The sequence below is a fragment of the Nocardioides sp. genome, from assembly GCF_964228225.1.
Taxonomy (GTDB): domain Bacteria; phylum Actinomycetota; class Actinomycetes; order Propionibacteriales; family Nocardioidaceae; genus Nocardioides.
Genome location: NZ_CAXQZB010000075.1, coordinates 19814 through 43959 on the forward strand (window position 1 = coordinate 19814; position 24146 = coordinate 43959).

Annotated in this window: 16 protein-coding genes; 12 read left to right on the top strand and 4 right to left on the bottom strand. The window is 73.6% G+C overall.

Translation table 11 applies throughout. From position 1 onward, the window contains the following. Positions 1-3: 3 nt before the first annotated feature. Both ACERUJ_RS17330 and ACERUJ_RS17335 read right to left on the bottom strand, forming a co-directional pair. The gene (locus ACERUJ_RS17330; protein ID WP_370250122.1) at positions 4-1395 is read right to left on the bottom strand and encodes a hypothetical protein; all 1392 of its coding nucleotides are present in this window, start codon (positions 1393-1395) and stop codon (positions 4-6) included. 27 nt (positions 1396-1422) lie between these two features. Continuing rightward, on the bottom strand, positions 1423-3711 hold the full coding sequence (locus tag ACERUJ_RS17335) for a transglycosylase domain-containing protein (protein ID WP_370250123.1): 2289 nt from the start codon (positions 3709-3711) through the stop codon (positions 1423-1425). A 267-nt stretch (positions 3712-3978) separates the two neighbouring features. Between ACERUJ_RS17335 and ACERUJ_RS17340 the strand changes: the two genes are divergently transcribed. From ACERUJ_RS17340 to ACERUJ_RS17350, 3 genes are all read left to right on the top strand, one after another. After that, entirely contained in the window at positions 3979-4566 is a 588-nt protein-coding gene (locus ACERUJ_RS17340; protein ID WP_370250124.1) for a PadR family transcriptional regulator, read from the top strand. A 97-nt stretch (positions 4567-4663) separates the two neighbouring features. Then, entirely contained in the window at positions 4664-5749 is a 1086-nt protein-coding gene (locus tag ACERUJ_RS17345; RefSeq protein WP_370250125.1) for an inositol-3-phosphate synthase, read from the top strand. Between the two features lie 216 nt (positions 5750-5965). Then, positions 5966-9352, top strand: coding sequence for an immune inhibitor A domain-containing protein (locus tag ACERUJ_RS17350; protein ID WP_370250126.1), 3387 nt, complete (start codon positions 5966-5968; stop codon positions 9350-9352). A gap of 86 nt (positions 9353-9438) precedes the next feature. Here the strand turns inward: ACERUJ_RS17350 and ACERUJ_RS17355 are convergent, their stop codons facing one another. Both ACERUJ_RS17355 and ACERUJ_RS17360 read right to left on the bottom strand, forming a co-directional pair. Then, positions 9439-9915, bottom strand: coding sequence for an SRPBCC family protein (locus ACERUJ_RS17355; protein ID WP_370250127.1), 477 nt, complete (start codon positions 9913-9915; stop codon positions 9439-9441). Positions 9916-9946: 31 nt separating this feature from the next. Further along, entirely contained in the window at positions 9947-11362 is a 1416-nt protein-coding gene (locus tag ACERUJ_RS17360; RefSeq protein WP_370250141.1) for a CCA tRNA nucleotidyltransferase, read from the bottom strand. Positions 11363-11447: 85 nt separating this feature from the next. On the opposite strand from ACERUJ_RS17360, the gene ACERUJ_RS17365 reads away from it, so the two are divergent. The 9 genes from ACERUJ_RS17365 to ACERUJ_RS17405 all read left to right on the top strand — a co-directional run bounded on the left by ACERUJ_RS17365 (position 11448) and on the right by ACERUJ_RS17405 (position 24034). Continuing rightward, positions 11448-14027 carry a DUF6049 family protein gene (locus ACERUJ_RS17365; protein ID WP_370250129.1) on the top strand — a complete coding sequence of 860 codons (2580 nt, stop codon included), beginning with the start codon at positions 11448-11450 and terminating at the stop codon, positions 14025-14027. Next, the gene (murJ, locus tag ACERUJ_RS17370) at positions 14024-15706 is read left to right on the top strand and encodes a murein biosynthesis integral membrane protein MurJ (RefSeq protein WP_370250130.1); all 1683 of its coding nucleotides are present in this window, start codon (positions 14024-14026) and stop codon (positions 15704-15706) included. Before ACERUJ_RS17365 ends, murJ begins: the two co-directional genes overlap by 4 nt. A 76-nt stretch (positions 15707-15782) precedes the next feature. Next, positions 15783-17651, top strand: coding sequence for a hypothetical protein (locus tag ACERUJ_RS17375; protein ID WP_370250131.1), 1869 nt, complete (start codon positions 15783-15785; stop codon positions 17649-17651). Beyond that, positions 17644-18357 (top strand): RNA polymerase sigma factor SigM, encoded by a 714-nt coding sequence (sigM, locus tag ACERUJ_RS17380; RefSeq protein WP_370250133.1) that lies wholly within the window; start codon positions 17644-17646, stop codon positions 18355-18357. The genes ACERUJ_RS17375 and sigM overlap by 8 nt, the downstream gene beginning before the upstream one ends. 73 nt (positions 18358-18430) lie before the next feature. Next, positions 18431-19273 carry a hypothetical protein gene (locus ACERUJ_RS17385; protein WP_370250134.1) on the top strand — a complete coding sequence of 281 codons (843 nt, stop codon included), beginning with the start codon at positions 18431-18433 and terminating at the stop codon, positions 19271-19273. 152 nt (positions 19274-19425) lie between these two features. Then, entirely contained in the window at positions 19426-20376 is a 951-nt protein-coding gene (gene trxB / locus ACERUJ_RS17390) for a thioredoxin-disulfide reductase (RefSeq protein ID WP_370250135.1), read from the top strand. 26 nt (positions 20377-20402) lie between these two features. After that, entirely contained in the window at positions 20403-20801 is a 399-nt protein-coding gene (locus ACERUJ_RS17395) for an arsenate reductase ArsC (RefSeq protein ID WP_370250136.1), read from the top strand. Positions 20802-20831: 30 nt separating this feature from the next. Continuing rightward, positions 20832-22331: an IMP dehydrogenase gene (gene guaB, locus ACERUJ_RS17400; RefSeq protein ID WP_370250138.1), complete on the top strand. Its 1500-nt coding sequence runs from the start codon at positions 20832-20834 to the stop codon at positions 22329-22331. Positions 22332-22885: 554 nt separating this feature from the next. After that, a complete protein-coding gene (locus tag ACERUJ_RS17405) occupies positions 22886-24034 on the top strand; it encodes a substrate-binding domain-containing protein (protein WP_370250139.1) in 1149 nt (382 codons plus the stop codon). The last annotated feature ends 112 nt before the right edge of the window (positions 24035-24146 follow it).

The following is a 24146-nucleotide window of genomic DNA, read 5'->3' on the forward strand; positions in this document are numbered from 1 at the left end:
GACCTAGGACGCCGCCCGGTCCCCGCCCCGCACGACGCCCCGAACCAGGTCGCGCGCCACGAGACCCAGCACGCCGACGGTGACGGCGACCCGCAGCAGGATGCCGACCCACGACAGGTCGGCGTCGCCGTCGCCGGCCGCGCCGAGCAGGCCGGCCTGCGACCAGGCGACCAGCGCGAGCGCGACGACACCGACGCCCTGCCAGGCCAGGTGGTCGCGCCAGCGGGGCGCGGCGAGGGCGAGCCAGGGCACCAGCCACAGCGCGGCGCCCGCGCCGTGGTCGGGCTGAAGCAGCACGACGACCCCCACGAGCAGCGCCATCGCCTGGGCCGGTTCCGGAGCGCTCGCCGAGCGGGCCACCAGCAGCACCACCAGGGCGCCCGCGACGCCCACCAGGGTCCACGCCGCCGGGGCGACGGCGTCCTGGCCCAGCAGGCCGGTGCCCACGAGCAGCGTCCACACCGAGCCGAGCGGCGGGGTGTCGGTCGACGTGAGCCAGCGCCCGATGCTCGGCCCGGCCCCCGCCACGACCACCGGCAGCGACACGACGACGACGCCCAGCGCGGTGGCCGCCCCGGCCCGCAGCAGCGCGGGACGGGCGACGCCGGCCAGGGCCCACGCCGCGAGCAGCAGCACGGGCCAGCCGCCCGCGGCCACCGCGACCCCGAGCACCGCGCCCGCCGCCACCGGACGGCGGGTGACGTCGAGGGCCAGCGCCAGGACCGCCGGGGCGAGCGCGAGCAGGGTCCACCCCTGCAGCAGCGTCAGCGCCAGCAGCGGGGACAGCGCCAGGAACGCCGCGTCCCACGGTCGCGCGGGACCCACGCGGCGCCGGACCCGGGCCAGCGCGCCGACGGCGAGCAGCGCCAGGGCGGAGAGTCCCACGACGTTGACGGCCACGAAGACCGTGCGCTCGGTGTCCACCCGCGGATCGGCCAGCAGCTCGCTGGCGGGGCGCAGGTAGCGCTGCTCCGCGGGCGGGGCCCCGATGAGCCGGTGGGTGATCGCGGTGGTCACCGCCACCCAGCCCGCCACCGCGGGCGGCAGGTCGCTCCCGGTCCAGCGCCCGGGCGCGGCCTCCCAGGCGCGCAGCGACTCCCCCCGCCCGGCGTCGTCGGAGAGGTCGGCGATCGGGCTCGTGCACAGCCGCGCGGCGGCGCGCTGGTCGGGCGCGCCGTCGGGCAGGGTCAGCCCGCGCTGGAAGGACTGGCCCGCGCACGAGCCGGCCGCGGCCATCCCGAGCACGCACGTGAGCGCGGTCAGCGCCAGCAGCACCGCCACCGGCCCGGGGGTGCGACGACGCCGCCGCCCCGCCCGCGTGCCGACCGGCCCGCCGACCACCTCGCTGAGCGCGCGGACGACGGTGTCGTGCTGCGTGGGATGCACGTGCGGCACGCGGGGCCCCCTGTCCCCTGGCCCGGCCTAGCCGGAGCGGCGGCCGCCGGAGCACCCCAGCAGACCGCAGGTGGGCTCGGTCGTCGGGGTGTCGGTCGGGGAGTCCGTGGGTGTGTCGGTGGGCGAGTCCGTCGGGGTGTCGGTCGGGGAGTCCGTGGGCGAGTCCGTCGGGCCGTCGGTGGGCTCCTCGGTGGGGGACTCGGTGTCCTTGTCCTTGGTCGGCTTCGGCGGCGGCGGGGTGTAGGGCTCGTGGCCCTCCGAGGGCGCGTCGCCGTCGACGTAGACCGGGTCGGGGAACTGCAGGATCGGCAGGCCCTCGTGGTCGGCGTTCATGATCGCGTTCCAGGTCTTGGCCGGGTAGTTGCCGCCGAAGTAGCCCTCACGGCCGTCGGAGGAGGTCGGGAGCCAGCCGTCGAGCTGGCCGTTGCCGTCGCCGCGCACGTACATCACCGCGGTGGAGTACTGCGGCGTGAAGCCGGCGAACCACGACGACGACACCGCGCCGCCGGTCTTGGTGGCGGTGCCCGTCTTGCCCGCGGCGGGTCGACCGTCGGCCAGCGGGGCGCTGATCGAGCCCGACCCGGCCACGATCACCTGCTGCATGGCGTAGGCGACGTCGGCGGCGACGTCGGCGCTGATCGCCCGCTGCTCCTCCACCCGGTGCTGGTACAGCACGGTGCCGGAGGCGTCGGTGACCTTCTCCACCACGTAGGGATCGGCGCGCATCCCGCCGTTGGCGATGGTGGCGTAGGCGTTGGCCATGTTGATCGGGCTCACGGTCTGCGAGCCGAGGGCGACGCCGGTGTTGGGCTCCAGACCACCGGTCTCGGTGGGGATGCCGAAGGGGTCCTTGCGGCCCACCTTCTCCGGCGGGATGCCCATGTCCACCGCGGTGTCGATGATCTCCTGCGGCCCGTCGGGCATGGCCAGGGTGAGGTCGATGAAGGCGGTGTTGATGGAGTCCTCGGTGGCCTGGATCAGGCTCACCCGGCTGCCGTAGTCGGTGTCGCCCTGGTTCTCGAAGTCGATGCCGTCGGGCGTCTCGTAGGGGGAGTTGCCGTCGAAGGTGTCCTTGATCGAGAAGCCGGCCTTGAGGGCCGCCGCCACCGCGAAGGGCTTGAACGTCGAGCCCGCCTGACCGCCGAGCACCGCCCAGTTCAGCTGGGACTTCAGGTAGTCCTGACCGGCGAAGAACGCCTTGAGCGCACCGGTGCCGGGCTCGACGGTGGCCGCACCGACGTGCAGCTGCTTGTCGCCGACGCCCTCGGGACGCATCGCCTTCACGCCCTCGATGGTGTTGTCCATCATCTTCCGGTTCAGCGTGGTGGTGATCCGCAGGCCGCCGCCGTTGATCTCCTCCTCGGTGAACAGCTCCCCGGTCTCGTAGTTGGGCAGCTTCAGCAGCTGGTTGCGCACGAGGGTGAGCATGTGACCGCGCTGGCCGCCGTAGGCGTCCTCGGCCTTCTGCTCGGGGAAGTCCGGCAGCCGCTTCTTCGCGCGCTCGGCCTCGGAGGCGGTGAGGTCGCCGGTCTCGACCATGCTGTCGAGCACGTAGTCGTAGCGGCCGCGCAGCGCGATCCGGGCGTCGCGGCCGTTGCTCGGGTCGAGGTCGTTGGGGTCGTTGAGCAGCGCCGCCAGCACCGCCGACTCGCGCAGGTCGAGGTCGGCGGCGTCCTTGTCGAAGTAGACGTTGGCCGCGGCCTCCACGCCGTAGGCGCCCCGGCCGAAGTAGATGAGGTTGAGGTAGTTCTCGAGCACCTCGCTCTTGGAGAACTCCCGCTGCACCTTCAGCGACAGGATCGCTTCCTTGACCTTGCGCTTGTAGGACTGCTCCTGGGAGAGGTAGAGGATCTTGACGTACTGCTGGGTGATCGTGGACGCGCCCTGGCGCGAGCCGCCGGCGACGTTGTTGAACAGCGCCCGCAGGATGCCCTTGGGGTCGATCCCGGAGTCGGTCCAGAAGGTGCGGTTCTCGGCCGCGACCACCGCCTCCTTGAGGGTGTCCGGCATCTCGTCGAGGGAGATCGAGTCGCGGAACTGGTTCTCGAAGCGGCCCAGCTCGGTCTCGCCGTCGTCGTAGTAGACGAAGGTGGTCTCGGTGAGGAACTCGGCGTTGGCGGCCGGGATGTCGATGGACTTGTAGAGGAAGACGAAGCCCGCGACGCCCACCAGCGCCAGGACCAGCGAGGAGATGCCGCCCCACTTCGCCGTGCGGAGCAGCCGCCGCTTCCAGACCGCTCGTGACCCCTGCGCCGGGCGGGACGCTCCGCGCCCGCCGGTCGCCGGGGTGCCCGCCGCCTTCCGCTTGCCGTCCACGTCCACCTCGTCCTTCGCGGGTGGGGGACCCACCCGGTGCCGTCCCTGGTCGTCGACCGCGCATCGGTGCAGCGCCGCGGCCGGCGCGCCCCGCGCCGCGGGGCTCGGATCAGGGTACGCAGCCGCACCGCCCCCACCCCAAGCACCGCGGGCGTGACCTGCGTCCGGTCCGGCGCCGGTCCCGCATCCGCGATGCGATCGCGAGATGCATCAGGTCACACGCATCGGAAGTTCATCTTCTGCGGATATATCGCTACGATGCATCTCGTGGCACGGCGTGCGGAGACGATCGAGTTGGCAGTCCTCGGACTGCTGCACGAGGGACCCATGCACGGCTACGAGCTCCGCAAGCGGCTGAACCTGATGCTCGGGTGGGGGCGCGTGCTGTCCTACGGCTCGCTCTACCCGACGCTGAAGAAGATGCTGCGCGGCAACCTCATCGAGGAGACGGCCCCGCCGCTCTCGCCGGTCTCGCGCCGGCCCCGGATCGTGTACCGGGTCACCGAGGCCGGCACCGCGGAGTTCGAGCGCCTGATGTCCGAGGTCGGCCCCGCCGCGTGGGAGGACGACAACTTCGACATCCGGTTCGCGTTCTTCGGGCGCACCGACATGGAGATCCGGCTCCGCGTCCTCGAAGGACGTCGCAGCCGCCTCCAGGAACGACTCGAGCGGGTGCAGCGCCAGCTGCAGCTGACCGAGAAGGAGGTCGACCGGTACTCCGCGGAGCTCCAGCGCCACGGCGTCGAGTCGGCCGAACGTGAGGTCCAGTGGCTCTCCGACCTCATCAACGCCGAGCGGCGTCAGGCCGAGGCCCAACGGGGCGCCAACGGTCCCGGCACCGCCCCTGCCACCTGACGGCACCCCGCACCACCACCACCAGCCCCCGCCGTCCCCGCCCCCGGAGGGCAGCGGCACCAGCAAGCGATCGAGAGATCCGAGGAAGGACAGACCGATGGGTTCGGTTCGAGTAGCAATCGTGGGAGTCGGCAACTGCGCCACCTCCCTGATCCAGGGCGTCACGTACTACGCCGACGCCGACCCGAACGGCTCCGTCCCGGGTCTCATGCACGTCGCGTTCGGCGACTACCACGTCAAGGACGTCGAGTTCGTCGCCGCCTTCGACGTCGACGACAAGAAGGTCGGCAAGGACCTCTCCGAGGCCATCAACGCCTCCGAGAACAACACCATCAAGATCTGCGACGTCCCCACCCTGGGCGTCGAGGTGCAGCGCGGCCCGACCCTCGACGGTCTGGGCAAGTACTACCGCCTCACCATCGAGGAGTCCGCGGCCGAGCCGGTCGACGTCGTGCAGGTCCTCAAGGACACCGGCGCCGACGTGCTCGTCTCCTACCTCCCCGTGGGTTCGGAGGAGGCCGACAAGTTCTACGCCCAGTGCGCGATCGACGCCGGCGTGGCCTTCGTCAACGCCCTTCCCGTCTTCATCGCCTCCGACCCGGTCTGGGCCAAGAAGTTCGAGGACGCCGGCGTCCCGATCATCGGCGACGACATCAAGAGCCAGGTCGGCGCCACCATCACCCACCGCGTGATGGCGAAGCTGTTCGAGGACCGCGGCGTGGTGCTGGACCGCACCTACCAGCTCAACGTCGGCGGCAACATGGACTTCAAGAACATGCTCGAGCGTGAGCGCCTGGAGTCCAAGAAGGTCTCCAAGACCCAGGCCGTCACCTCCAACCTCACCGGCCCCCTGTCCGGTCTGGTCGACGACAAGAACGTCCACATCGGCCCGTCCGACTACGTCGCGTGGCTCGACGACCGCAAGTGGGCCTACGTCCGCCTCGAGGGTCGCGCCTTCGGCGACGTGCCGCTGAACCTGGAGTACAAGCTCGAGGTCTGGGACTCCCCCAACTCCGCCGGCATCATCATCGACGCCATCCGCGCGGCGAAGATCGCCAAGGACCGCGGCTTCGGCGGCCCGATCATCAGCGCCTCCTCCTACCTCATGAAGTCCCCGCCGGTGCAGCTGCCCGACGACGAGGGCCGCCGTCGCGTGGAGGCCTTCATCCGCGGCGAGGAGTGACCTCCTCCCCCTGGTCCACCTGAACCACCCGCCACGACCCGTCGCCCCGCTGGGGCGGCGGGTCGTGGCGCGTCCCGGGGTCCCGCGTCGGTCGGTCGTGGGTCCCCGCCGGCGCGTAACCGGGAGGGCGCGGGCCTCGTTGCACTCCACGACCCGTCTCGGCCCGGCCACCCTGCAGCGACGCAGCGGACTCCGGTCCCTCGTCCCAGGAGCGCCATGTCCGTCCTGCCCCGCGCGCGTCGCCGCCGGTCCACCACCGTGGCCACCGGCCTGCTCGCCGCCACCCTGCTCGCCACCCCGCTCTCGATCGCCGGCGGCGGTGCCGACGCCGTCGCGCCCGCGGCACCCGCCGCGCCCGCGCTGGCGACCACCGACCTGCTGCACGTGCGGATGGCCGCACCGACCCGTCCGCTGCGCCCGGGCGCCGACTTCGCCGTGTCCGGCCGCGCCCTCGGGATCGCCGACGCCCTCGGCGGGTCGCTGGCCGGGGCCCTGGCCGACGCCGTGCCGGTGCCGGCCACCTTCACCCTCGCCGTCGTCGACGCCGCGGGCCGCGAGCGCGGCCGGCAGCGGGTCACCACCGACGACGCCGGCCGGTTCCGCACCGTCGTCCCGGGTGCGGTGACCGCCGCGCTCGCCGGCGGCGACGACGCCCGGCTGGCGGTGCGCGCGCTGGACGCGCGGTCGCTGGGCGACGTCGTGGGCGGCCTGGCCGGGCTGGACTCCTACGCCGCGGCGCGGGCCGGGGCCACCGCCGTGACCGTGCGGGCCACCCGGCCCCGGCTGCGGCTGGTGAACTCCTTCGTCTCCAGCGTCGGCTGGGTCAAGCCCGGGGAGCGCTACCCCTCGCGCCTGCTGGTGACCAACCCGACCCGGCGCCCGGTGCGCGGCGCCACCGTGACGCTGACCGTTCCCCGGGGCACCAGCGTGCGCAAGGCCGAGGGCTCGGGGCGCGTGCGCGCCGCCGGCTCCGGCCTGGTGTGGACGCTGCCCGCGCTGCGTCCGGGCCGCACCGCCACGCTGGTGCTCACCTCCCGCGCGGCCACCACGAAGGACGAGCCCACGATCGTGTGGCGCGACCTGTCCAGCCGCGCGGTGCTGCGCGCGGGCCGGGTGCGGGCGACGTCGACCAGCCACGGCCCGAAGGTGATCCCGCCCGCGCCGCGCTTCGACACCGCCCGCTACGGCGACCGGCCCTTCCCGGTGGTGCCCGTGCAGTACCTCGACCGCACCTGGACCGCCGGCCACGCCGGTGAGGACCTCGACCGGGTGATCAACAGCCCGCGCAAGACCGGGTCGACGTTCAACCTCTACCAGGAGATGTCGCTGGGCCAACTCTTCCCCGACGGCGACGTGCCGTCCTCGGGCATCGCGAGCGCCGACTTCGACTACGCCCCCGGCTTCCCCTTCACCGGGATCGACCCCACCACCCTGACCACCTGCACCGGCGTGACGGTGGCCGACAGCCCCGTCCCGGCCACCGGGACGCCGCTCTACCCCGAGCGGATCACCGACGGCGTGTACAACCTGCCCGGCACCACCGCCTGGTACGGCTCGGACGCCAACGGCTCCGCGCTCATCGGGGCCCTGGCCGGCGTGGCCGCGCTGCAGCAGATCGACTCCGGCTGCGGCGTCACCGGCAAGCTCGTGGCCGACGCGGCCGCACTCGCCGACCCCGAGATCGACTACTCCGACTTCGACACCGACAAGGACGGCGTCGTCGACTTCTTCATGGTCGTCTACGCCGGGTGCGGCGGGAACGGGGCCTCCCAGCTGGGGCGCTGCTCCGACGCGGCGTCCGACACCCTGCCCTACGACAACATCTGGCCCCACAGCTCCTCGCTGGAGTCCAGCTACACCGATCCGGCGACCGGCCTGCCCGGCTTCGTGACCCACGACCAGCTCACCGACCTCCAGGGCCGGCCGCTGTTCTGGACCGACGCGACCTACCAGCGGATGACCACCCGCCCGACCTCCCGCAAGGTGTTCGTGCGCGTGGGGCCCTACAACGTCAACCCCGAGACGGCGATCGACAAGGCCTCGGTGATCAGCCACGAGTACGGCCACTCCCTGGGGCTGCCGGACTTCTACTCCACCGGCAGCCGCGAGACCTATGGCGACTGGACGCTGATGGCCACCGACAAGAGCCAGAACATGGACGCCTACGCGCGCCAGGAGCTGGGCTGGGTGGTGCCCCGGGTGCTGCCCCGCGGCACGACGACGCTGCGCGGGATGACCGACTCCAAGCAGGACATCGGCGCCATCACCTGGCGCACGCCGACGGGTCAGCCCTACACCCTGCGACGCGGCCGCGACGGCATCGTGCACAACTCCCTGATGCTGGTGGCCAAGCTGCCGGGCCGCTCCCTGCTCGAGCCGAGCGCCTTCGCCTCGGGCGTCGGAGCGAGCAGGCGACACGCCTGGTTCTCCGGGGCCGGCAACGACTTCGGCTGCGCCACGGACAACGCCGGCCACAACCTCGACCTCGTCGTGCCCGGCCTGAAGAGGCTGCCGAAGGGGACCCGCGTGCAGCTGAGCCTGAAGTCGCTCTTCGACATCGAGTGGGACTACGACTACGGCTTCGTGCTGACCTCCACCGACGGCGGCCAGACCTACCGCTCGCAGCCCAGCGAGCGCGGGGTGCCGACCACGAGCACCACCAACCCGAACCAGAACTCCTGTCAGGGCACCTACTCCAACGGCATCACCGGCAGCAGCGCCTCCTACGGCAGCCAGCTGTCGGTCACCACCGACCGCACGCTGGGGAACACGCCGAAGGCGACCTTCCTGGCCGACACCTTCGACATCTCCGAGCTGGCCGGCGCGGCCAACCCCGTGCTGCGCTTCAGCTACAGCACCGACCCGGGTCTGGCCCGGCCCGGCTGGTTCATCGACGACGTCCGGATCACCGCCACCACCCCCGGCGGGAGGAAGGTGCTGTTCTCCAGCGACTTCGAGCGCAGCGGCGGGTACGACGACTCCCGGATCTTCAACGGCGGCTGCCGCAACGACGGCCCGGGCGTGTGCACGCCCGGCTGGCAGTACGTCGCCGCGGGCGCGGAGGCCGACTTCGACCACGCCTACTACCTCGAGCTGCGCGACCGCTCCGGGTTCGACCTCGACGGCAACGGCGAGATCGACCGCGATCCGATCGGCTTCCAGCCCGGGCTCTACCTGGCCTACACCGACGAGGCCCACGGCTACGGGAACGCCGGCACCGACGACCCGCCCGCCCAGACGCCGATCGACTCACGGCCCACCCCGGGCAGCGCGACGCCGAACCTCGACGACGCCACCTTCACCCTCGCCGCCGGGCGTCGCTCGTTCTCCGACTTCGTGCGCCCGGGCGCGCCGGGTCACACCGACAACTACGTCGACCCGGCCTCCACCGGCACCGATCCGCGCTACCCCGGGGTCGCGGACCCGTGGCGGTTCACCTACGGCTGCCTGGCGTTCCGGGTGCTGTCGATGGCGGGCCAGGGGCTGGGCCCGCAGCGCGCCGACGGCAACCTCACCGCCGCCGTGCGGTTCCGGCTCGGCGCCGGCTGCGGTCGGTTCGACGCCGGCTACACCGTGCCGCCCGGCACGGCGTCGGGCGGCTGACCCGCACCGCGGGACACGGGAGACGGCGACGGCCGCCGGGAGGCGTTCGATCCCGGCGGCCGTCGTGCGTGCGCTGGAGGTCCCGGTCAGGCGCCGGACTCGGCCTCGGCCTTGAGGCGGGACAGCGTCTGCTGCATGCCGCTGTTGAGCGTGGCGGTGAACTTCTCGGGGCCGCCGAGGATGGCCTTGGTCAGCACCTTCGAGACCGTCGAGATGCCGTCGGGCGCCTCGCGGCGCTGCACGACCCGCGTGCCGCCCTGGCCGTCGTCGGCGAGGGTGAAGGACCAGATCGTCTTGTTCTCCTTGATGCGGAACGCGATCTCGCGGCCCTCGACGTAGCGCACCACCTTGCCGGCGGTGGGCCAGCGCAGCACGCCCTGGCGGTTGAAGTTCTTGAACGTCGCACCCTCACGGACGACGCCGCCGGCGACGGTGGTCCTGACGACCTGGGGGCTCCAGGAGGCCATCCGGGGCAGGTCGCTCACCAGCTCCCAGACGCGGGAGACGGGGGCGGCGATGTCGATGCTGTGCTCGAGGGTGGGCACGGGAGTGGCGTCGGTCATGCCCGGACGGTACGGCGGGCCCGCCACGACGTCAGCGTGACGACCACCACGTGAGCAGCGCCTCCCGCGCCTCCTCCTCGCTCATCGGCCCGCGGTCCAGGCGCAGCTCGAGCAGGTGGCGGTAGGCCTCGCCCACCTCCCGGCCGGCGGGGATGCCGAGCAGCTCCATGATCTGGTTGCCGTCCAGGTCCGGACGGATCGAGGCCAGCTCCTCCTGGGCGGAGAGTCGCTCGATGCGCTGCTCGAGGTCGTCGTAGGCGCGGCGGAGGCGGTCGGCCTTGCGCTGGTTGCGGGTCGTGCAGTCCGCGCGGGTCAGCACGTGGAGCCGGGCCAGCTGGTCGCCGGCGTCGCGCACGTAGCGTCGCACCGCGGCGTCGGTCCACTCCCCCGAGCCGTAGCCGTGGAAGCGCAGGTGCAGCTCGACCAGCGAGCTCACCGCCGCCACCTCGTCGTTGGAGAACTTCAGGGCGCGCATCCGCTTGCGGGTCAGCTTCGCCCCCACGACGTCGTGGTGGTGGAAGGTCACGGTGCCGTCCTCGAGGAAGCGGCGCGTGCGCGGCTTGCCGACGTCGTGCATGAGGGAGGCGAAGCGGGCGATGAAGTCGGGCCGGCTCCCGAGCCGCTCCTCGAGGTCGATCGCCTGCTCGAGCACGGTCAGGGTGTGCTCGTAGACGTCCTTGTGACGGTGGTGCTCATCGCGCTCGAGCCGCAGCGCGGGCAGCTCGGGCAGCACCCGGTCGGCCAGCCCGGTGTCGACCAGCAGCGTGAGACCCAGGCGCGGGTACGGGGCGCAGATGAGCTTGACGAGCTCGTCGCGCACCCGCTCGGCGGAGATGATCTCGATCCGCTCGGCCATGGCGGTCATCGCCGCCACCACCTCGGGGGCGACGGTGAAGCCGAGCTGGGCCGCGAACCGGGCGGCCCGCATCATCCGCAGCGGGTCGTCGCCGAAGGACAGCTCGGGGGCGCCGGGGGTGCGGATCGTGCGGTGCGCGAGGTCGACCAGGCCGCCGAACGGGTCCTCGAAGGCCCGACCCGGCACGCTCACGGCCATCGCGTTGATCGTGAAGTCACGCCGGCCGAGGTCGCCGGCCAGCGAGTCGCCGAACTGCACCTGCGGCTTGCGGGAGTCGGGGTCGTAGGACTCCGAGCGGTAGGTGGTGACCTCCACCTGCCAGTCGCCGCGGCGTGCGCCGATCGTGCCGAACGCGCGGCCGACGTCCCAGCACGCCTCGCCCCAGCGCGCCAGGATGCGCTCGCTGACGTCGGGGGTGGCGGAGGTGGTGAAGTCGAGGTCGTGGTGGCTGCGGCCGAGCATGGCGTCGCGCACCGGACCGCCCACCAGGTGCAGCTCCTCCCCGACGGCGGCGAACGCCTCCCCCAGGGAGTCGAGGACCGGCGCGAGCCGATCGAGCTCGGCAGCGACCCGGGACTGGACCTCCACCATCGACAACGGCTCCCCGACGGGGGACGGGGAACAGGGCTCGGGCACGGCGCGGAGTTTAGTGACTCCGGCCCGTTACCCTCTCCTCGTGGCCTTCCTCGCTCGATCCCGCGCGCTCGCGCCGGGGTCCCGGGGCGGCCGATCCTCCGCTGACGCACCCCGTGGGACACCGCGCGCCACCCCCCGACGGCGCCGCCTCGCCGCCGCCGGCCTCGCCGGTGCCGCGCTGCTCGCCCCCCTGCTCGCCACGACGCCCAGCCTCGCCGATCCCGGCGCCGACGGCCCCCGCGCGGGCGCCTCGACCGGCGGCGCCGCCCGGGCCGGTGCCGCCCGCCCGGCCGCGCGGGCGGCAGCGCGCGCCGCGGCCCTCGACGACGACCCGCTGCGGGTGCGGCTGCTCTCGTTGACCCCCTCCACGCTCACCTCCCCCGCGCCGCCGCCGCGGGGTCGCGTCCGCGCCGGGGCGCTCGTCGACAGCGAGCTGATCGCCTCCCCCGGCGCACGCCCGACCCCGAGTCCCCCCGGGGCGATCGGCGGCGACGGCGAGATCCGCGTGACCGGCACGGTCACCAACCGCACCGACGACACCTGGTCGACCCTCAACCTCTACCCGGTGATCGGCGACGACCTGGCCCCGATGCGCACCCCCGGTGCCGTGGCCGAGGCGGTCGCCTCCGAGCCGGACCTGTACGTCGGCGAGCGGATCACCGACATCGCCGAGCCCGGCCGCATCGACGTCCTCGGCCCCGGCGAGACCGCGCCGTTCACCCTGCGACTGCCCCTGGACCGCGTGCAGCTCGACGCGGGCGGCGTCTACTGGTTCAGCGTGCAGGTGATCGCCACCGGCCCCGACGGCAGCCGCGACACCACCCGCGCCGCCGGCCGGGCCCGCACGCTGCTGCCCTACGTCCCCCGCCGGGTCACCACCCCGGCACGGGCCGCGCTGGTCGTGCCGCTGGTGCGCGCCGTGGCCACCGACGCCGACGGCCGGGTGGCGCTGCCCGAGCAGTGGGTGCGCACGATGTCGGAGGGCGGTCGCCTCAGCGAGATCCTCGACTTCGTGCGCGAGGGCGGGGCACCGCCGGTCACCTGGGTGGTCGACCCCGCGCTCGTGGACGCCGTCGCCCGGCTGGCCGACGGCAACCCGCCGCGCGCCGTCGCGGCCCCCCTGCCCGAGCCCACCGACGACCCCGACGACACCGACGACACCGGGAGCCCCGACGGGTCGGCCGGAGCGACGTCCCCGGGTGCCGGGACGCAGGCCCCCGCCCCGACCGACGACGCCGCACCGCTCCCCGACGTCGACGACGACCCCGACGCCGCGGTCGCGGCGACGGCGGCCGGCTGGCTCGACCGGCTGGCCCAGCTGCTGGGCGACCGGCGCAGCGACGTGCTGACCCTGCCCTACGGCAACCTCGACGTCGGCGCCGCGCTGCGCCTGGACCCCACGCTGCTCACCGCCGCCCTCACCCAGCGCAGCACCACCCTGGACTCCCTCGACCTCGGCACCCGCGCGCTCATCACCGGCGCCGGCGGGTACCTCACCTCCGGCATGATCACCGCCGCCCCGGCCGACGCCGTGCTCGCCGCCACCGAGGACATGGTGCGCACCGGCCGCGACGGCGCGGTGCCGCCGCTGGCCGACATCGACGGCCGTGCGGTCGTGATGACCTCCGCCGCGCTGTCCCAGGGGGGCCCGGGCCCCGGTCCGTCGCAGTCCGCGGTGGCGCTGCGTCAGCGCCTGCTGGCCGAGGTCGCGGTGCGCGCGCTGCGCGCCGACCAGGAGCCCGTCGTCACCGTGCTGCCCACCGAGTGGGGCCTCGACGACCCGGCCGGGTTCTTCGACGGGCTGCGCGTGCCGTGGCTCGACCTCACCACCATCGACGGCGCGGAGTCCGACCGCACCCCGGTGCCGTTGACGTCGGCGGACCTCACGATCCCGACCGAGCAGGTGCGCCGCGAGCTCGACGCCGCCCTGATCACCGAGGCGCAGGCCACGCTCCAGTCCGGACGCACGCTGCAGAACCTCGTGGTGGGCAACACCGAGGTCGCCGGGGAGGTCGAGCGCGAGGTGCTGGCCGCCCTGTCGGTGGGCAGCCGCGGCCCGGCCGACCAGGCCGCCGCCCGGGCCCGGCTGCAGGCCACCCAGGACTGGATCGGCGAGCGGCTGCAGGGCGTGGAGGTCTCGGTCACCGACGGCATCACGCTCTCGGGCGCCTCGGGCGACTTCATCGTCCGGCTGCGCAACACCCTCGACACCACCGTGGCGGTCGGCCTGCGCGCCGTCACCGACGGCGACCTGCGCATCACCCGGCCCGCGCCGGTGCAGCTCGCGCCCGGACAGCGCACCACCGTGCTGCTGCGGGCCCGCACGAGCACCAACCGCGTGCACACCGTCACCCTCGAGGTCACCGACGTCGAGGGCACCCCGCTCGGCGGCTCCGACGTCGTGCGCATCCGCTCGGCGCAGGTCAGCGACGTCATCTGGATCATCCTCGGCTCGGGCTTGGTGATCCTCTTCGGCGCGATCGGGGTGCGCCTGGTGCGTCGCCTGCGCGGTGAGGAGCCACTCACCCGGCGCGCCGCGCAGGAGGCCGAGGCCGCCGAGGCCGCGCGCGCCGCCCGCGAGGGGGCCCGCTCCGACGCCGGCGGTCCCGGGTCGGCATGAGCACCGCTCCCTCCGCGGGGGAGGGTCCCTCGGTCCTGGCCAGCAGCGCCGTCATGGCCGCCGGCACGATCGTGTCGCGCCTGAGCGGCTTCGTCCGCTCGGCCCTGCTCGCCGCCGCCCTCGGGGCGAGCCTGCACGCCGACGTGTTCACGATCGCGAACACGGTGCCGAACATGCTCTACATCCTGCTGGCCGGCGGGGTGTTCAACGCCGTGCTGGTGCCCCAGCTGGTGCGGGCGATGAAGCAGGACGAGGACGGCGGCCGGGCCTACACCGACCGCGTCATCACCGCGGCCGCCGGCTTCCTGCTCCTGGTCACGGTCGCCCTCGTCGTGGCAGCGCCGTGGTTGATGCAGCTGTTCGTGGGCTGGGCCGACGACCCGACCCGGGCCGCGCAGTTCGACTCGGTCGTGGCCTTCGCCCGGTTCTGCCTGCCGCAGGTCTTCTTCTACGGCATGTTCGTGCTGGTGGGCCAGGTGCTCAACGCCCGGGGCGCGTTCGGCCCGATGATGTGGGCCCCGATCGCCAACAACGTCATCTCGGTGGCCGTGCTCGTCGTCTACCTGGTGGTCTTCGGTCCGGCGCAGGGCGCCGAGGTCGTCGGGCCGTTCTCGGCCGACCAGGAGCTGCTGCTGGGCCTGGGCTCCACCCTCGGCATCGTCGCCCAGCTGCTGATCCTGCTGCCCTACCTGCGCCGCGCCGGGGTGCGCTACCGCCCGCGCTTCGACCTGCGCGGCACCGGGCTGGGCCACACCCTGCGGCTGGGCGTGTGGACGGTGCTGTTCGTGATCGTCAACCAGGTCGCCTACACCGTCGTGGTGCGCCTGGCCTCCGACGGCTCCGCGGGCGGCGGCACGGGCTACACCATCTACTCCTCGACCTTCCTGATCGTGATGGTGCCCCACTCGGTCATCACGGTGTCCCTGGCCACCGCCGTGCTGCCCCGGCTCTCCGCAGCCGCCGCGGAGGGCGACCTCGCACGCCTGGCGACGTCGATCGGCTCGGTGCTGCGCACCGCGCTCGCCGTGATCGTGCCGTTCGCGGCGGTGCTGCCGTTCGTGGCGCGCGACGTGTCCCAGGTGATCTGGGGCTACGGCGCCGCGGCCGACGCCTTCGCGCAGTACGCGCCGACCCTGGCGCTCTTCGGCCCGGCGGTGGTCTTCTTCACCGTCCACTACCTGGTGCTGCGCGGCTTCTACGCCCTGGAGCTGACCCGCACCGTGTTCTGGATCCAGTGCGTGGTGGCGGGCACCAACATCCTCGCCGCGAGCGCCCTGGTGGCGACCACCGACGCCGAGGCCACGGCCCCGGCCCTCGTGGTGGCCTACCTGGTGTCCTACGCCGTGGGCGCCGCCGTGTCCGGTGTGGTGCTGCGACGCCGGCTGGGCGCCGCCGCGACGGGTGCGACGGGCGCCGCGGAGGAACGGGAGCCGACCCACTACGGGCTGCGGCTCGGCGTCGTGGCCGCCCTGGGGGCGGTGGTGGCGGGCGGCACGTCCTGGCTGCTCGACGAGCTCGTGCCCGACCCCGTGCTGGCCGTGGCCGGTCTGCGGGCCGCCGCCGTGGGGCTGCTGGCCGTCGGCGTGATGCTCGCGACCGCCCGGGCCGTGCAGCTGCGCGAGGTCACCGAGGTGCTGGATCAGGTGACGCGCCGGTTCCGGCGGACGCGCCGGGCCTGAGATCCCTACGATGGACCGAGCCACCCGCGACCCGGCGCCGCCGGGACCCGAGGACCCGACCGATCAGGAGGCTCCGGTGCCGAACGCCACCCGCCCCGGTGACGTCCTCGGCGACCGCTACCGGCTGGTCGACCTGCTCGCCGAGTCCGGGGAGGGCCGGTTCTGGCGCGGCTACGACACCGTGCTGGAGCGCGACGTGGCCGTGCACGTCATCGGCGCCGACGACGCCCGCGCCCCCGGCCTGATGTCCGCGGCCCGCCAGTCCGCGGCGGTCGCCGACCGCCGGGTGCTGCGCGTGCTCGACGTCGACACCACCGACGACGTCTGCTTCGTGGTCAACGAGTGGTCCTGGGGCGTCTCCCTGGACCAGGTGGTCGCCAGCGGCCTCACCCTCGGGCCGCGCCGCGCGGCGTTCCTGGTGGGCGAGGTCGCGCGCGCGGTGGCAGCGGCCCACACCGCCGGCGTCACCCACGGCCGGCTCAACCCCGAGAACGTCCTGGTCGACAAGGTCGGCCACGTGCGCGTGATCGGCTTCTGCGTCGACGCCGCCCTGCACGGCGTCGCCCCCGACGGCGACCAGCGCGCGGCCCGCGGTCGCGACCTGGCCGACCTCGCCGGGCTCCTCTACTGCGCCCTCACCGGCCGCTGGGCCGGGGCCAGCGGCTCCGCGGTGCCGCGCGCCCCCGCCGAGCACGGCTCGGTGCTGCGTCCGCGCCAGGTGCGCGCCGGCATCCCGCGCCCCCTCGACCTGCTGTGCGACGTCGTGCTGCACCCCGGGGCGCCGCCGCCGCGCGACGTCGTCGCCGACTTCGGGTCCGCCCGCGCCATCCACGACTACCTGCTGGAGTTCGTGGGCGACACCGGCTCCATGGCCCAGGCCCTGCTCGCCAGCCTCCCCCCGCTGCGCGAGGAGGGCCCGATCACCCTCCCGCCGCTGCCGGACCCCCCGCCCCACGAGCCGCGCCGCGCGGCGCAGCCGGACCAGCCGTCGGACCAGCGGCCGCCCCGGGAGTCGGTCGCGATCGAGGAGGTCCCCACCGAGGCCGGTATGCCGATCTTCGACGACGTGCTCGACGACGTGTCGTGGCTCGAGCGTCGCAGCACGCCCGCGCCCCCGCCGCCGCCGTTCGAGGAGCCGCCCGAGCGACCCCTGTTCGCGGCCGAGGACACCCGCACCCCGCGGGTGCCGGTCGACGACCCCGCCCCCACGCCCGCCGAGGACTACTGGCCCTGGGAGAGCGACCACGGCCGCGGACCGCTCAGCGCCGTCAGCAGCGGCATCGGCCGCATCCGGGCCGCCACCACCGGCACGCTCAGCGCGGTCCCCGACGGCGAGCCCGTGCCCGGCAGGTCGTGGCTGCGCCTGGCCGCGCTGCTGACCCTGGCGGTGCTCGTCGGGGTGGGCGTGCTCTACGCCCTCAACCGCAACGGCGACGGCGGCAGCGATCCGGCGGCCCCCAGCGGCGGGGAGTCCGGCACCACCAGCGCGGCCCGCCTCACCGGCCTCACCGCCACCGCCTTCGACCCCTTCGACACCGGCGGCGACGGCGAGAACGACAGCCAGGCTCCGCTCGCGGTCGACGGCGACCCCGCCACGGCCTGGTCGACGTCGGGCTACAACGACCAGCTGGGCCCGCCGCCGGGGCTCAAGACCGGCGTCGGGCTCGTGGTCGACCTCGGCGCCGAGCGGACGGTCGCCTCGGTGGCCCTGCGCTTCGTCGGCCAGCCCACGACGGTGTCGCTGTACCTGCTCCCGCGACCGCCGACGTCGCAGGAGTCGCTCGAGCCCGTCGCCACCGGCACCGCCGACACCACCACCCTCACCCTCACCCCCGACGACGCCGCCGCCGGCCGCTACCTCGTGGTGTGGCTGACCGCGCTGCCGCGCGACGGCGACGGCCGCTACCGGGGCCAGGTCGCGGAGGTGGTGGTGCGCGGTGAGTGAGACCGGCACGCACCCCGGCCCCGGCGGCGCCGGCGAGCCCACCGACGCCGCGCTGCTCGCGGCCCACGTCGCAGGCGACCCCGCGGCGTTCGGCGAGCTGTTCCGTCGGCACCGCGACCGGCTGTGGGCGGTGGCCCTGCGCACCATGGGCGACCCCGACGACGCCGCCGACGGCCTGCAGGACGGCATGATCGCCGCCTACCGGCGCGCGGGGTCCTTCCGCGGCGAGGCCCAGGTCACGACCTGGCTGCACCGCGTCGTCGTGAACGCCTGCCTCGACCGGCTGCGCGCCGCCCAGGTGCGCCGCGCGTCCGCGCTGCCCGACGACCTCGAGGAGTACGCCGGCCGCGGCGCCCTCGTGACCGCCGCCGGCGAGGACCCGGCCGAGGCCGGCGAACGCGCCGAGCGGCGGGCGCAGGTGCTCGCGGCGCTGCGCACGCTGCCCGAGGACCAGCGCGCCGCGCTCGTGCTGGTGGACATGGAGGGCTACTCCGTCGCGGAGGCCGCCGCCATCCTCGACTGCGCGGTCGGCACGGTGAAGTCGCGCTGCTCGCGCGGCCGGGCCCGCCTGGCCCCGCTGCTGGCCGCGCTCCTCGTGACCGACGCCACGCCCGACGCCGCGCCGGCCGGGAACCGACCGCACGGCACCGACGTCCCATCCTCGGGACCGTCGCGCGCCCCACCCGCGGCACCGACGGCTCCCTGAGCCTGATCCTGTCCGATCCTGTCCGATCCTGTCCGACCCTGTCCGACCCGTTGCCTGCGACCGAGAGCGCCCCATGACCGACGAGCCCGACCTCAGCCCCGAGCACGACGCCGCCGTCCGGCGTCTGCTCGGCGAGGCGCGCCACACCGACCCGATCCCCGAGGCGGTGGCCGCCCGGCTCGACGACGTGCTGCGCGGGCTGGCCGAGACGGAGGCGACCCCCGCCGCGCCCGCCGCGGCGCAGGCACCGGGCGCCGGCACCCCGGTCGCGCAGGCGCAGGTGGTCGAGCTCGCGGTGCGTCGTCGACGTGCCGGGCGCCTGCTCCTCGCCGCCGCGGCCATCGTGGTGGTCGGCGTGGGTGGCGGCCGGCTCCTGGTGGATCCCACGCCCCAGGGCGACGCCACGTCGGCGGCCGTCGCCGAGGACGCCCGGGCCGGGGCCGACGCGACGGTGCCCCAGGCCGCACCCGAGGCCGGCGGAGCGGCGGCCGACTCCGGTGCCGACCCGGGAGCGGAGTCCGGCGTCGGTACGGGCTCCCTGGTCCCGCCTCCCGGCGCCGACATGAGCCAGCTGCCCTACGACTCCGACGTCGGTCGGGTCGGCAGCGGTCCCGTGCCGCTCACGGTGCGCCTCACCGAGCGCCGCTTCGCCCGCCAGGTCGCGCGCCTCACCGCCCCGGTCGGCGTCGTCTCCGAGGACGCCACGCCCCTGGACGGCGCCGCCCTGAGCACCGACCCGGAGTTCGTGTGCGACGCCGCCGCCTGGGGACCGGGACTGCTGGTCCCCGTGCTCTACGCCGACCGACCGGCGGTGCTGGCCTTCCGCGCCCCCACCGGCGACACCCAGGTCGTGGACCTGCTGCAGTGCGGCACCGGCGAGTCCCTGCGCTCGATCGTGGTCGCCACCGTCGGGTGACCCACGAGACGCCGGGGTCGGGGAACAGCCCGCGTCTAGGCTGCGTTCCAGTCACTGACAGCACGCAGGCCACCGTCCGCCGAGTCCCGGCGGTCCCGGCGCACCACGCCGGCGTCGGCCGACCCCATCGATCCCAGGAGGATCCAGTCCCCATGACCGAGCCCCGCAACGTCATCATCATCGGCTCCGGCCCCTCGGGCTACACCGCGGCCGTCTACGCCGCCCGTGCCAGCCTGTCGCCGCTGGTCTTCGAGGGCTCGGTCACCGCGGGCGGCGCCCTCATGAACACCACCGAGGTCGAGAACTTCCCCGGCTTCCGCGACGGCATCATGGGCCCGGAGCTCATGGAGAACATGCGGGCCCAGGCCGAGCGGTTCGGAGCCGAGCTCGTCGCCGACGACGTGATCTCGGTGGACCTGACCGGTGAGGTCAAGACGGTCGCCACCGCCGACGGCAGCTTCGCCGCCCGATCGGTCATCCTCGCCATGGGCTCCGGCTACCGCAAGCTCGGCCTGCCCCAGGAGGATCGTCTCTCTGGTCGGGGCGTCTCCTGGTGCGCCACCTGCGACGGCTTCTTCTTCCGCAACCGGCACGTCGCCGTTGTCGGAGGCGGGGACTCGGCCCTCGAGGAGGCCACCTTCCTGTCCCGTTTCGCCTCCAAGGTCTCGCTCCTCGTCCGGCGCGACGAGCTCCGAGGCTCCAAGATCATGCAGGAGCGCGCCCTCGCCGACGACAAGGTCGAGATCCTCTGGAACACCGCGGTCGCCTCGCTCGACGGAGTCGAGAGTCTCGACTCGATCACGCTCGTCGACACCATCGAGGGGCACCGTAGGCAGCTGGACGCCACGGGACTCTTCATCGCGATCGGCCACGAGCCGCGAAGCGAGCTCCTCGCCGGCCAGGTCGACCTGGACGACGAGGGCTACGTGCTCACGCAGCCGGGATCGACCGCCACGAACCTGCCGGGCGTGTTCGCGGCCGGCGATCTCGTCGACCACACCTACCGCCAGGCCATCACCGCGGCCGGATCCGGATGTGCAGCAGCCCTGGACGCCGAGCGCTGGCTCGCCGTCCGAGAACACCTCGCCTCCTCCACCCGATGAGTCCCACCACCCCCGAAGGAATCGACATGACCAAGCCCACCGTCCTCTTCGTCTGCGTGCACAACGCCGGCCGCTCGCAGATGGCCGCCGGCTACCTCCAGCACCTCGCCGGCGACCGCATCGAGGTGCTCTCGGCCGGATCGAAGCCCGGCCACGAGATCAACCCCGTCGCCGTCGCCGCGATGGCCGAGGAGGGCATCGACATCGCCGCGAACACCCCGAAGGTGCTCACCACCGAGGCCGTGCAGGCTTCCGACGTCGTGATCACCATGGGCTGCGGCGACGAGTGCCCCTACTTCCCGGGCAAGCGCTACGAGGACTGGAAGCTCGACGACCCGGCCGGGCAGGGCATCGAGGCGGTGCGTCCCATCCGCGACGAGATCCGCACCCGCATCGAGGCCCTCATCACCTCCCTGGCGGTCTGAGGCCCCCGCGCCGGGCCCTAGACTGGCCCGGTGGAGGTCCCGGACAAGTTCGCAGCCCTTGGTCTCACCTACGACGACGTCCTGCTCCTGCCGGGGCATTCCGACCTCGCGCCGGACGACATCGACACCACCTCGCGGCTGACCCGCGAGATCTCCCTGAAGTCGCCGCTGATCAGCGCCGCGATGGACACCGTCACCGAGTCGCGCATGGCCATCGCCATGGCGCGCCAGGGCGGCATCGGCATCCTGCACCGCAACCTCTCGGCCGAGGAGCAGGCCTACCAGGTCGACCTCGTCAAGCGCACCCAGACCGGCATCATCTCCCACCCGGTCACCATCGGCCCCGAGGCCACCCTCGAGGAGCTCGACCGCATCTGCGGCGAGTACCGCGTCTCCGGCCTCCCCGTCGTGGACGCCGACAACCGGCTCCTCGGCATCTGCACCAACCGCGACCTCCGCTTCACCCCGGTGGCCGAGTGGGCCACCACCAAGGTCGACGAGGTCATGACCCCCATGCCGCTGGTCACCGGCCCTGTGGGCATCAGCCGCGACGAGGCCACCACGCTGCTGCGCCGCCACAAGCGCGAGCGCCTGCCGCTGGTCGACGAGCAGGGTCGCCTCGGCGGCCTCATCACCGTCAAGGACTTCGTGAAGTCCGAGCAGTTCCCCCTCGCCTCCAAGGACGCTGACGGCCGCCTCATGGTCGGCGCGGCCATCGGCTACTTCGGCGACGCCTGGGAGCGCGCCACCGGCCTGATCGAGGCGGGTGTCGACGTCCTCGTCGCCGACACCGCGCACGGCCACGTCACCCTGCTGCTCGACATGGTGCGCCGGCTCAAGTCCGACCCCGCCACCCGCCACGTGCAGGTGATCGGCGGCAACGTCGCCACCCGCGAGGGCGCGCAGGCCTTCGTGGACGCCGGCGCCGATGCGGTGAAGGTCGGTTTCGGTCCCGGTTCCATCTGCACCACCCGCGTGGTCACCGGCTGCGGCGTGCCCCAGGTGACGGCCGTCTACGAGGCCTCCCTGGCCGCCGCCCCCTCGGGCGTCCCCGTCATCGCGGACGGCGGACTGCAGCAGTCCGGCGACATCGCCAAGGCCATCGTGGCCGGTGCCGACTCGGTGATGATCGGCTCGATGCTCGCCGGCTGCGAGGAGTCGCCCGGCGAGGTCGTCTTCCACCAGGGCAAGCAGTACAAGGCCTACCGCGGCATGGGCTCGCTCGGCGCGATGAGCTCGCGCGGCAAGAAGTCCTACTCCAAGGACCGCTACTTCCAGGCCGAGGTCACCAGCGACGACAAGATCGTGCCCGAGGGGGTCGAGGGTCGCGTGGCCTACAAGGGCCCGCTCTCGGTCGTCGCCCACCAGCTGCTCGGCGGCCTGTCGCAGTCGATGTTCTACGTCGGCGCGCGCACGGTGCCGGAGCTGCAGCAGAAGGGCCGCTTCATCCGCATCACCTCGGCCTCGCTCAAGGAGAGCCACCCCCACGACGTCGAGATGACCGTCGAGGCCCCCAACTACCGCCCCTGACGTCGGGCCCGTCCGCCCTCGTCTCGCGGGGTCGCAAGCGTTTTCTCCCACGCCGACAGCCTCTGCGGAGGCCGTGCGGACGCCGTCCTCGGCGCTCGCGCGCCGCAAGAATCTTCAGTGACGAGCGCGTTACGGAACGGGCCTCGCAACGCCCGGCGAACGGCCGGTGAACGCGGTGCCGCAAGGTTCCCCGTCGTCCCAGAGATAAACGCCACAGTGACCCCTTTCTCAGCGGGGTCTCAGGCGTGAAACCGGTCGAGTTCACCGTTTGTTTCACATTCATTGTCGAGCCCGTCCCTGGCGGCGCCACGGCGGCGTGACGAACACTTTCGCCCGGGACTCGGGTCCTACGCAGCGCTCTCGGGCTGGCACGGGGATCTCCCACGGCCAGGCAGCACGACCGGCTCACGCCGGCCCGTGCCAGGTTCATCGGTTCGTCCTCACGCCTCTACCGCTCGTCCATCCCTCGGCTCGGCGCACTGCCGTGCCCGTTGCCTGCTGCCCGCGCTCGGGAGGCCGGCACGAGACCCAGAAAGATCGGAAGCCTCACGGACATGAAGCACACCAAGCTGATCACCGGCGGCCTCGCCGCCCTCGCCAGCGCAGCGCTCGTCGTCGGCAGCTCGCTCCCGGCCCATGCCGAGCCCGTCCGCCCCTACGCCGCCGCCGGCTCGGACACCACCCAGGACGTCTGGAACGGCCTGACCAACGACGGCGGCCCGCTGTCGTCGATCGCCAACTACGACGCCTTCGACGGCTCCGGCGTGGCCAACGACAACCAGCTCATCAAGACCAAGACGGCCGGCGTCTGGCTGGTCCGCCCCTCCGGTTCCGGCAATGGCGTCCGCGCGCTCTCCGGCGCCTGGGACCCGGCCAACCGCGTGTGGAAGGGCAAGCAGCTCCTCAACGAGGAGATCGATTTCGCTCGCTCGTCGTCGGGCCCCTCGGGCGCGAACGCCGACCTCAACTACATCCCGTTCGCCCGCGACGCCGTGAGCATCGCGTACAACACCACGACCGGTCTCACGAACCTGAACCTGACCACCGGCCAGATCAAGGAGCTGTACACCGGCGTCGACGACGAGGCCGACTCGGTCGTCACCTTCTCGGGCGGCCTTCCGCTCGTCAACGGCACCGCCGTCCAGCCCAAGATCCCCCAGCAGGGTTCGGGCACCCGGAGCTTCTTCATCTCGGCTGCGGGCCTGACCGGCCTCGCCTTGGGTTCCTACATCTCCGACCCCGCGGGTGCCGCCGGCCTGCCGGAGAACAGCGTGGCGGCGATCCCGAACGGCGGCGACCTGATCCCGTTCTCGGCCGCCCAGTGGATCGGCCAGAACAACGGGGCCTCGAACGCCACCGGCTCCTTCGCCAACGCCGCGCTCGCGAGCATCAACGGCCAGGTGCCCACCAACGGCACCGCGCCGAACCTCACCCCCGGCGCGCTCTTCGGCGCTCGGGTCGGCACCAGCTACAACACCGTCCCTGTCCCCGGTGCCGGCACCTTCAACCGCGACACCTACAACGTGATCCCGGCCGCCTTCCGCAGTGGTACCGCCACGGCGAAGCAGGCCAACCTCGTGTCGTCGCTCACCGGCGGCCTCAACGGCAGCGCGGCGAAGACCATCATCAACCGCTACGGCTTCGGCACCCTGGGTTACCTCACCACGCCGAGCACCTACCGGACGGGCTCGTTCCAGCACTGAGCCCCTAGCGGACGCCTCAGGACGCCGAGATCGGGTTCGGGCCCTGTCCGAGTCCGCTCCGGATCGAGTGCCGGCCCAGCGTCGATCGCATGGCCCGCACCCCCGGCGGCGG

Excerpts from the sequence above, each read along its gene's own strand:
- ACERUJ_RS17345 (WP_370250125.1), top strand. The coding sequence starts at position 4,664 with ATGGGTTCGGTTCGAGTAGCAATCGTGGGAGTCGGCAACTGCGCCACC.
- ACERUJ_RS17350 (WP_370250126.1), top strand. The coding sequence starts at position 5,966 with ATGTCCGTCCTGCCCCGCGCGCGTCGCCGCCGGTCCACCACCGTGGCC.
- ACERUJ_RS17355 (WP_370250127.1), bottom strand. The coding sequence starts at position 9,915 with ATGACCGACGCCACTCCCGTGCCCACCCTCGAGCACAGCATCGACATC.
- ACERUJ_RS17360 (WP_370250141.1), bottom strand. The coding sequence starts at position 11,362 with ATGGTGGAGGTCCAGTCCCGGGTCGCTGCCGAGCTCGATCGGCTCGCG.
- murJ (WP_370250130.1), top strand. The coding sequence starts at position 14,024 with ATGAGCACCGCTCCCTCCGCGGGGGAGGGTCCCTCGGTCCTGGCCAGC.
- ACERUJ_RS17385 (WP_370250134.1), top strand. The coding sequence starts at position 18,431 with ATGACCGACGAGCCCGACCTCAGCCCCGAGCACGACGCCGCCGTCCGG.
- trxB (WP_370250135.1), top strand. The coding sequence starts at position 19,426 with ATGACCGAGCCCCGCAACGTCATCATCATCGGCTCCGGCCCCTCGGGC.
- ACERUJ_RS17395 (WP_370250136.1), top strand. The coding sequence starts at position 20,403 with ATGACCAAGCCCACCGTCCTCTTCGTCTGCGTGCACAACGCCGGCCGC.
- ACERUJ_RS17405 (WP_370250139.1), top strand. The coding sequence starts at position 22,886 with ATGAAGCACACCAAGCTGATCACCGGCGGCCTCGCCGCCCTCGCCAGC.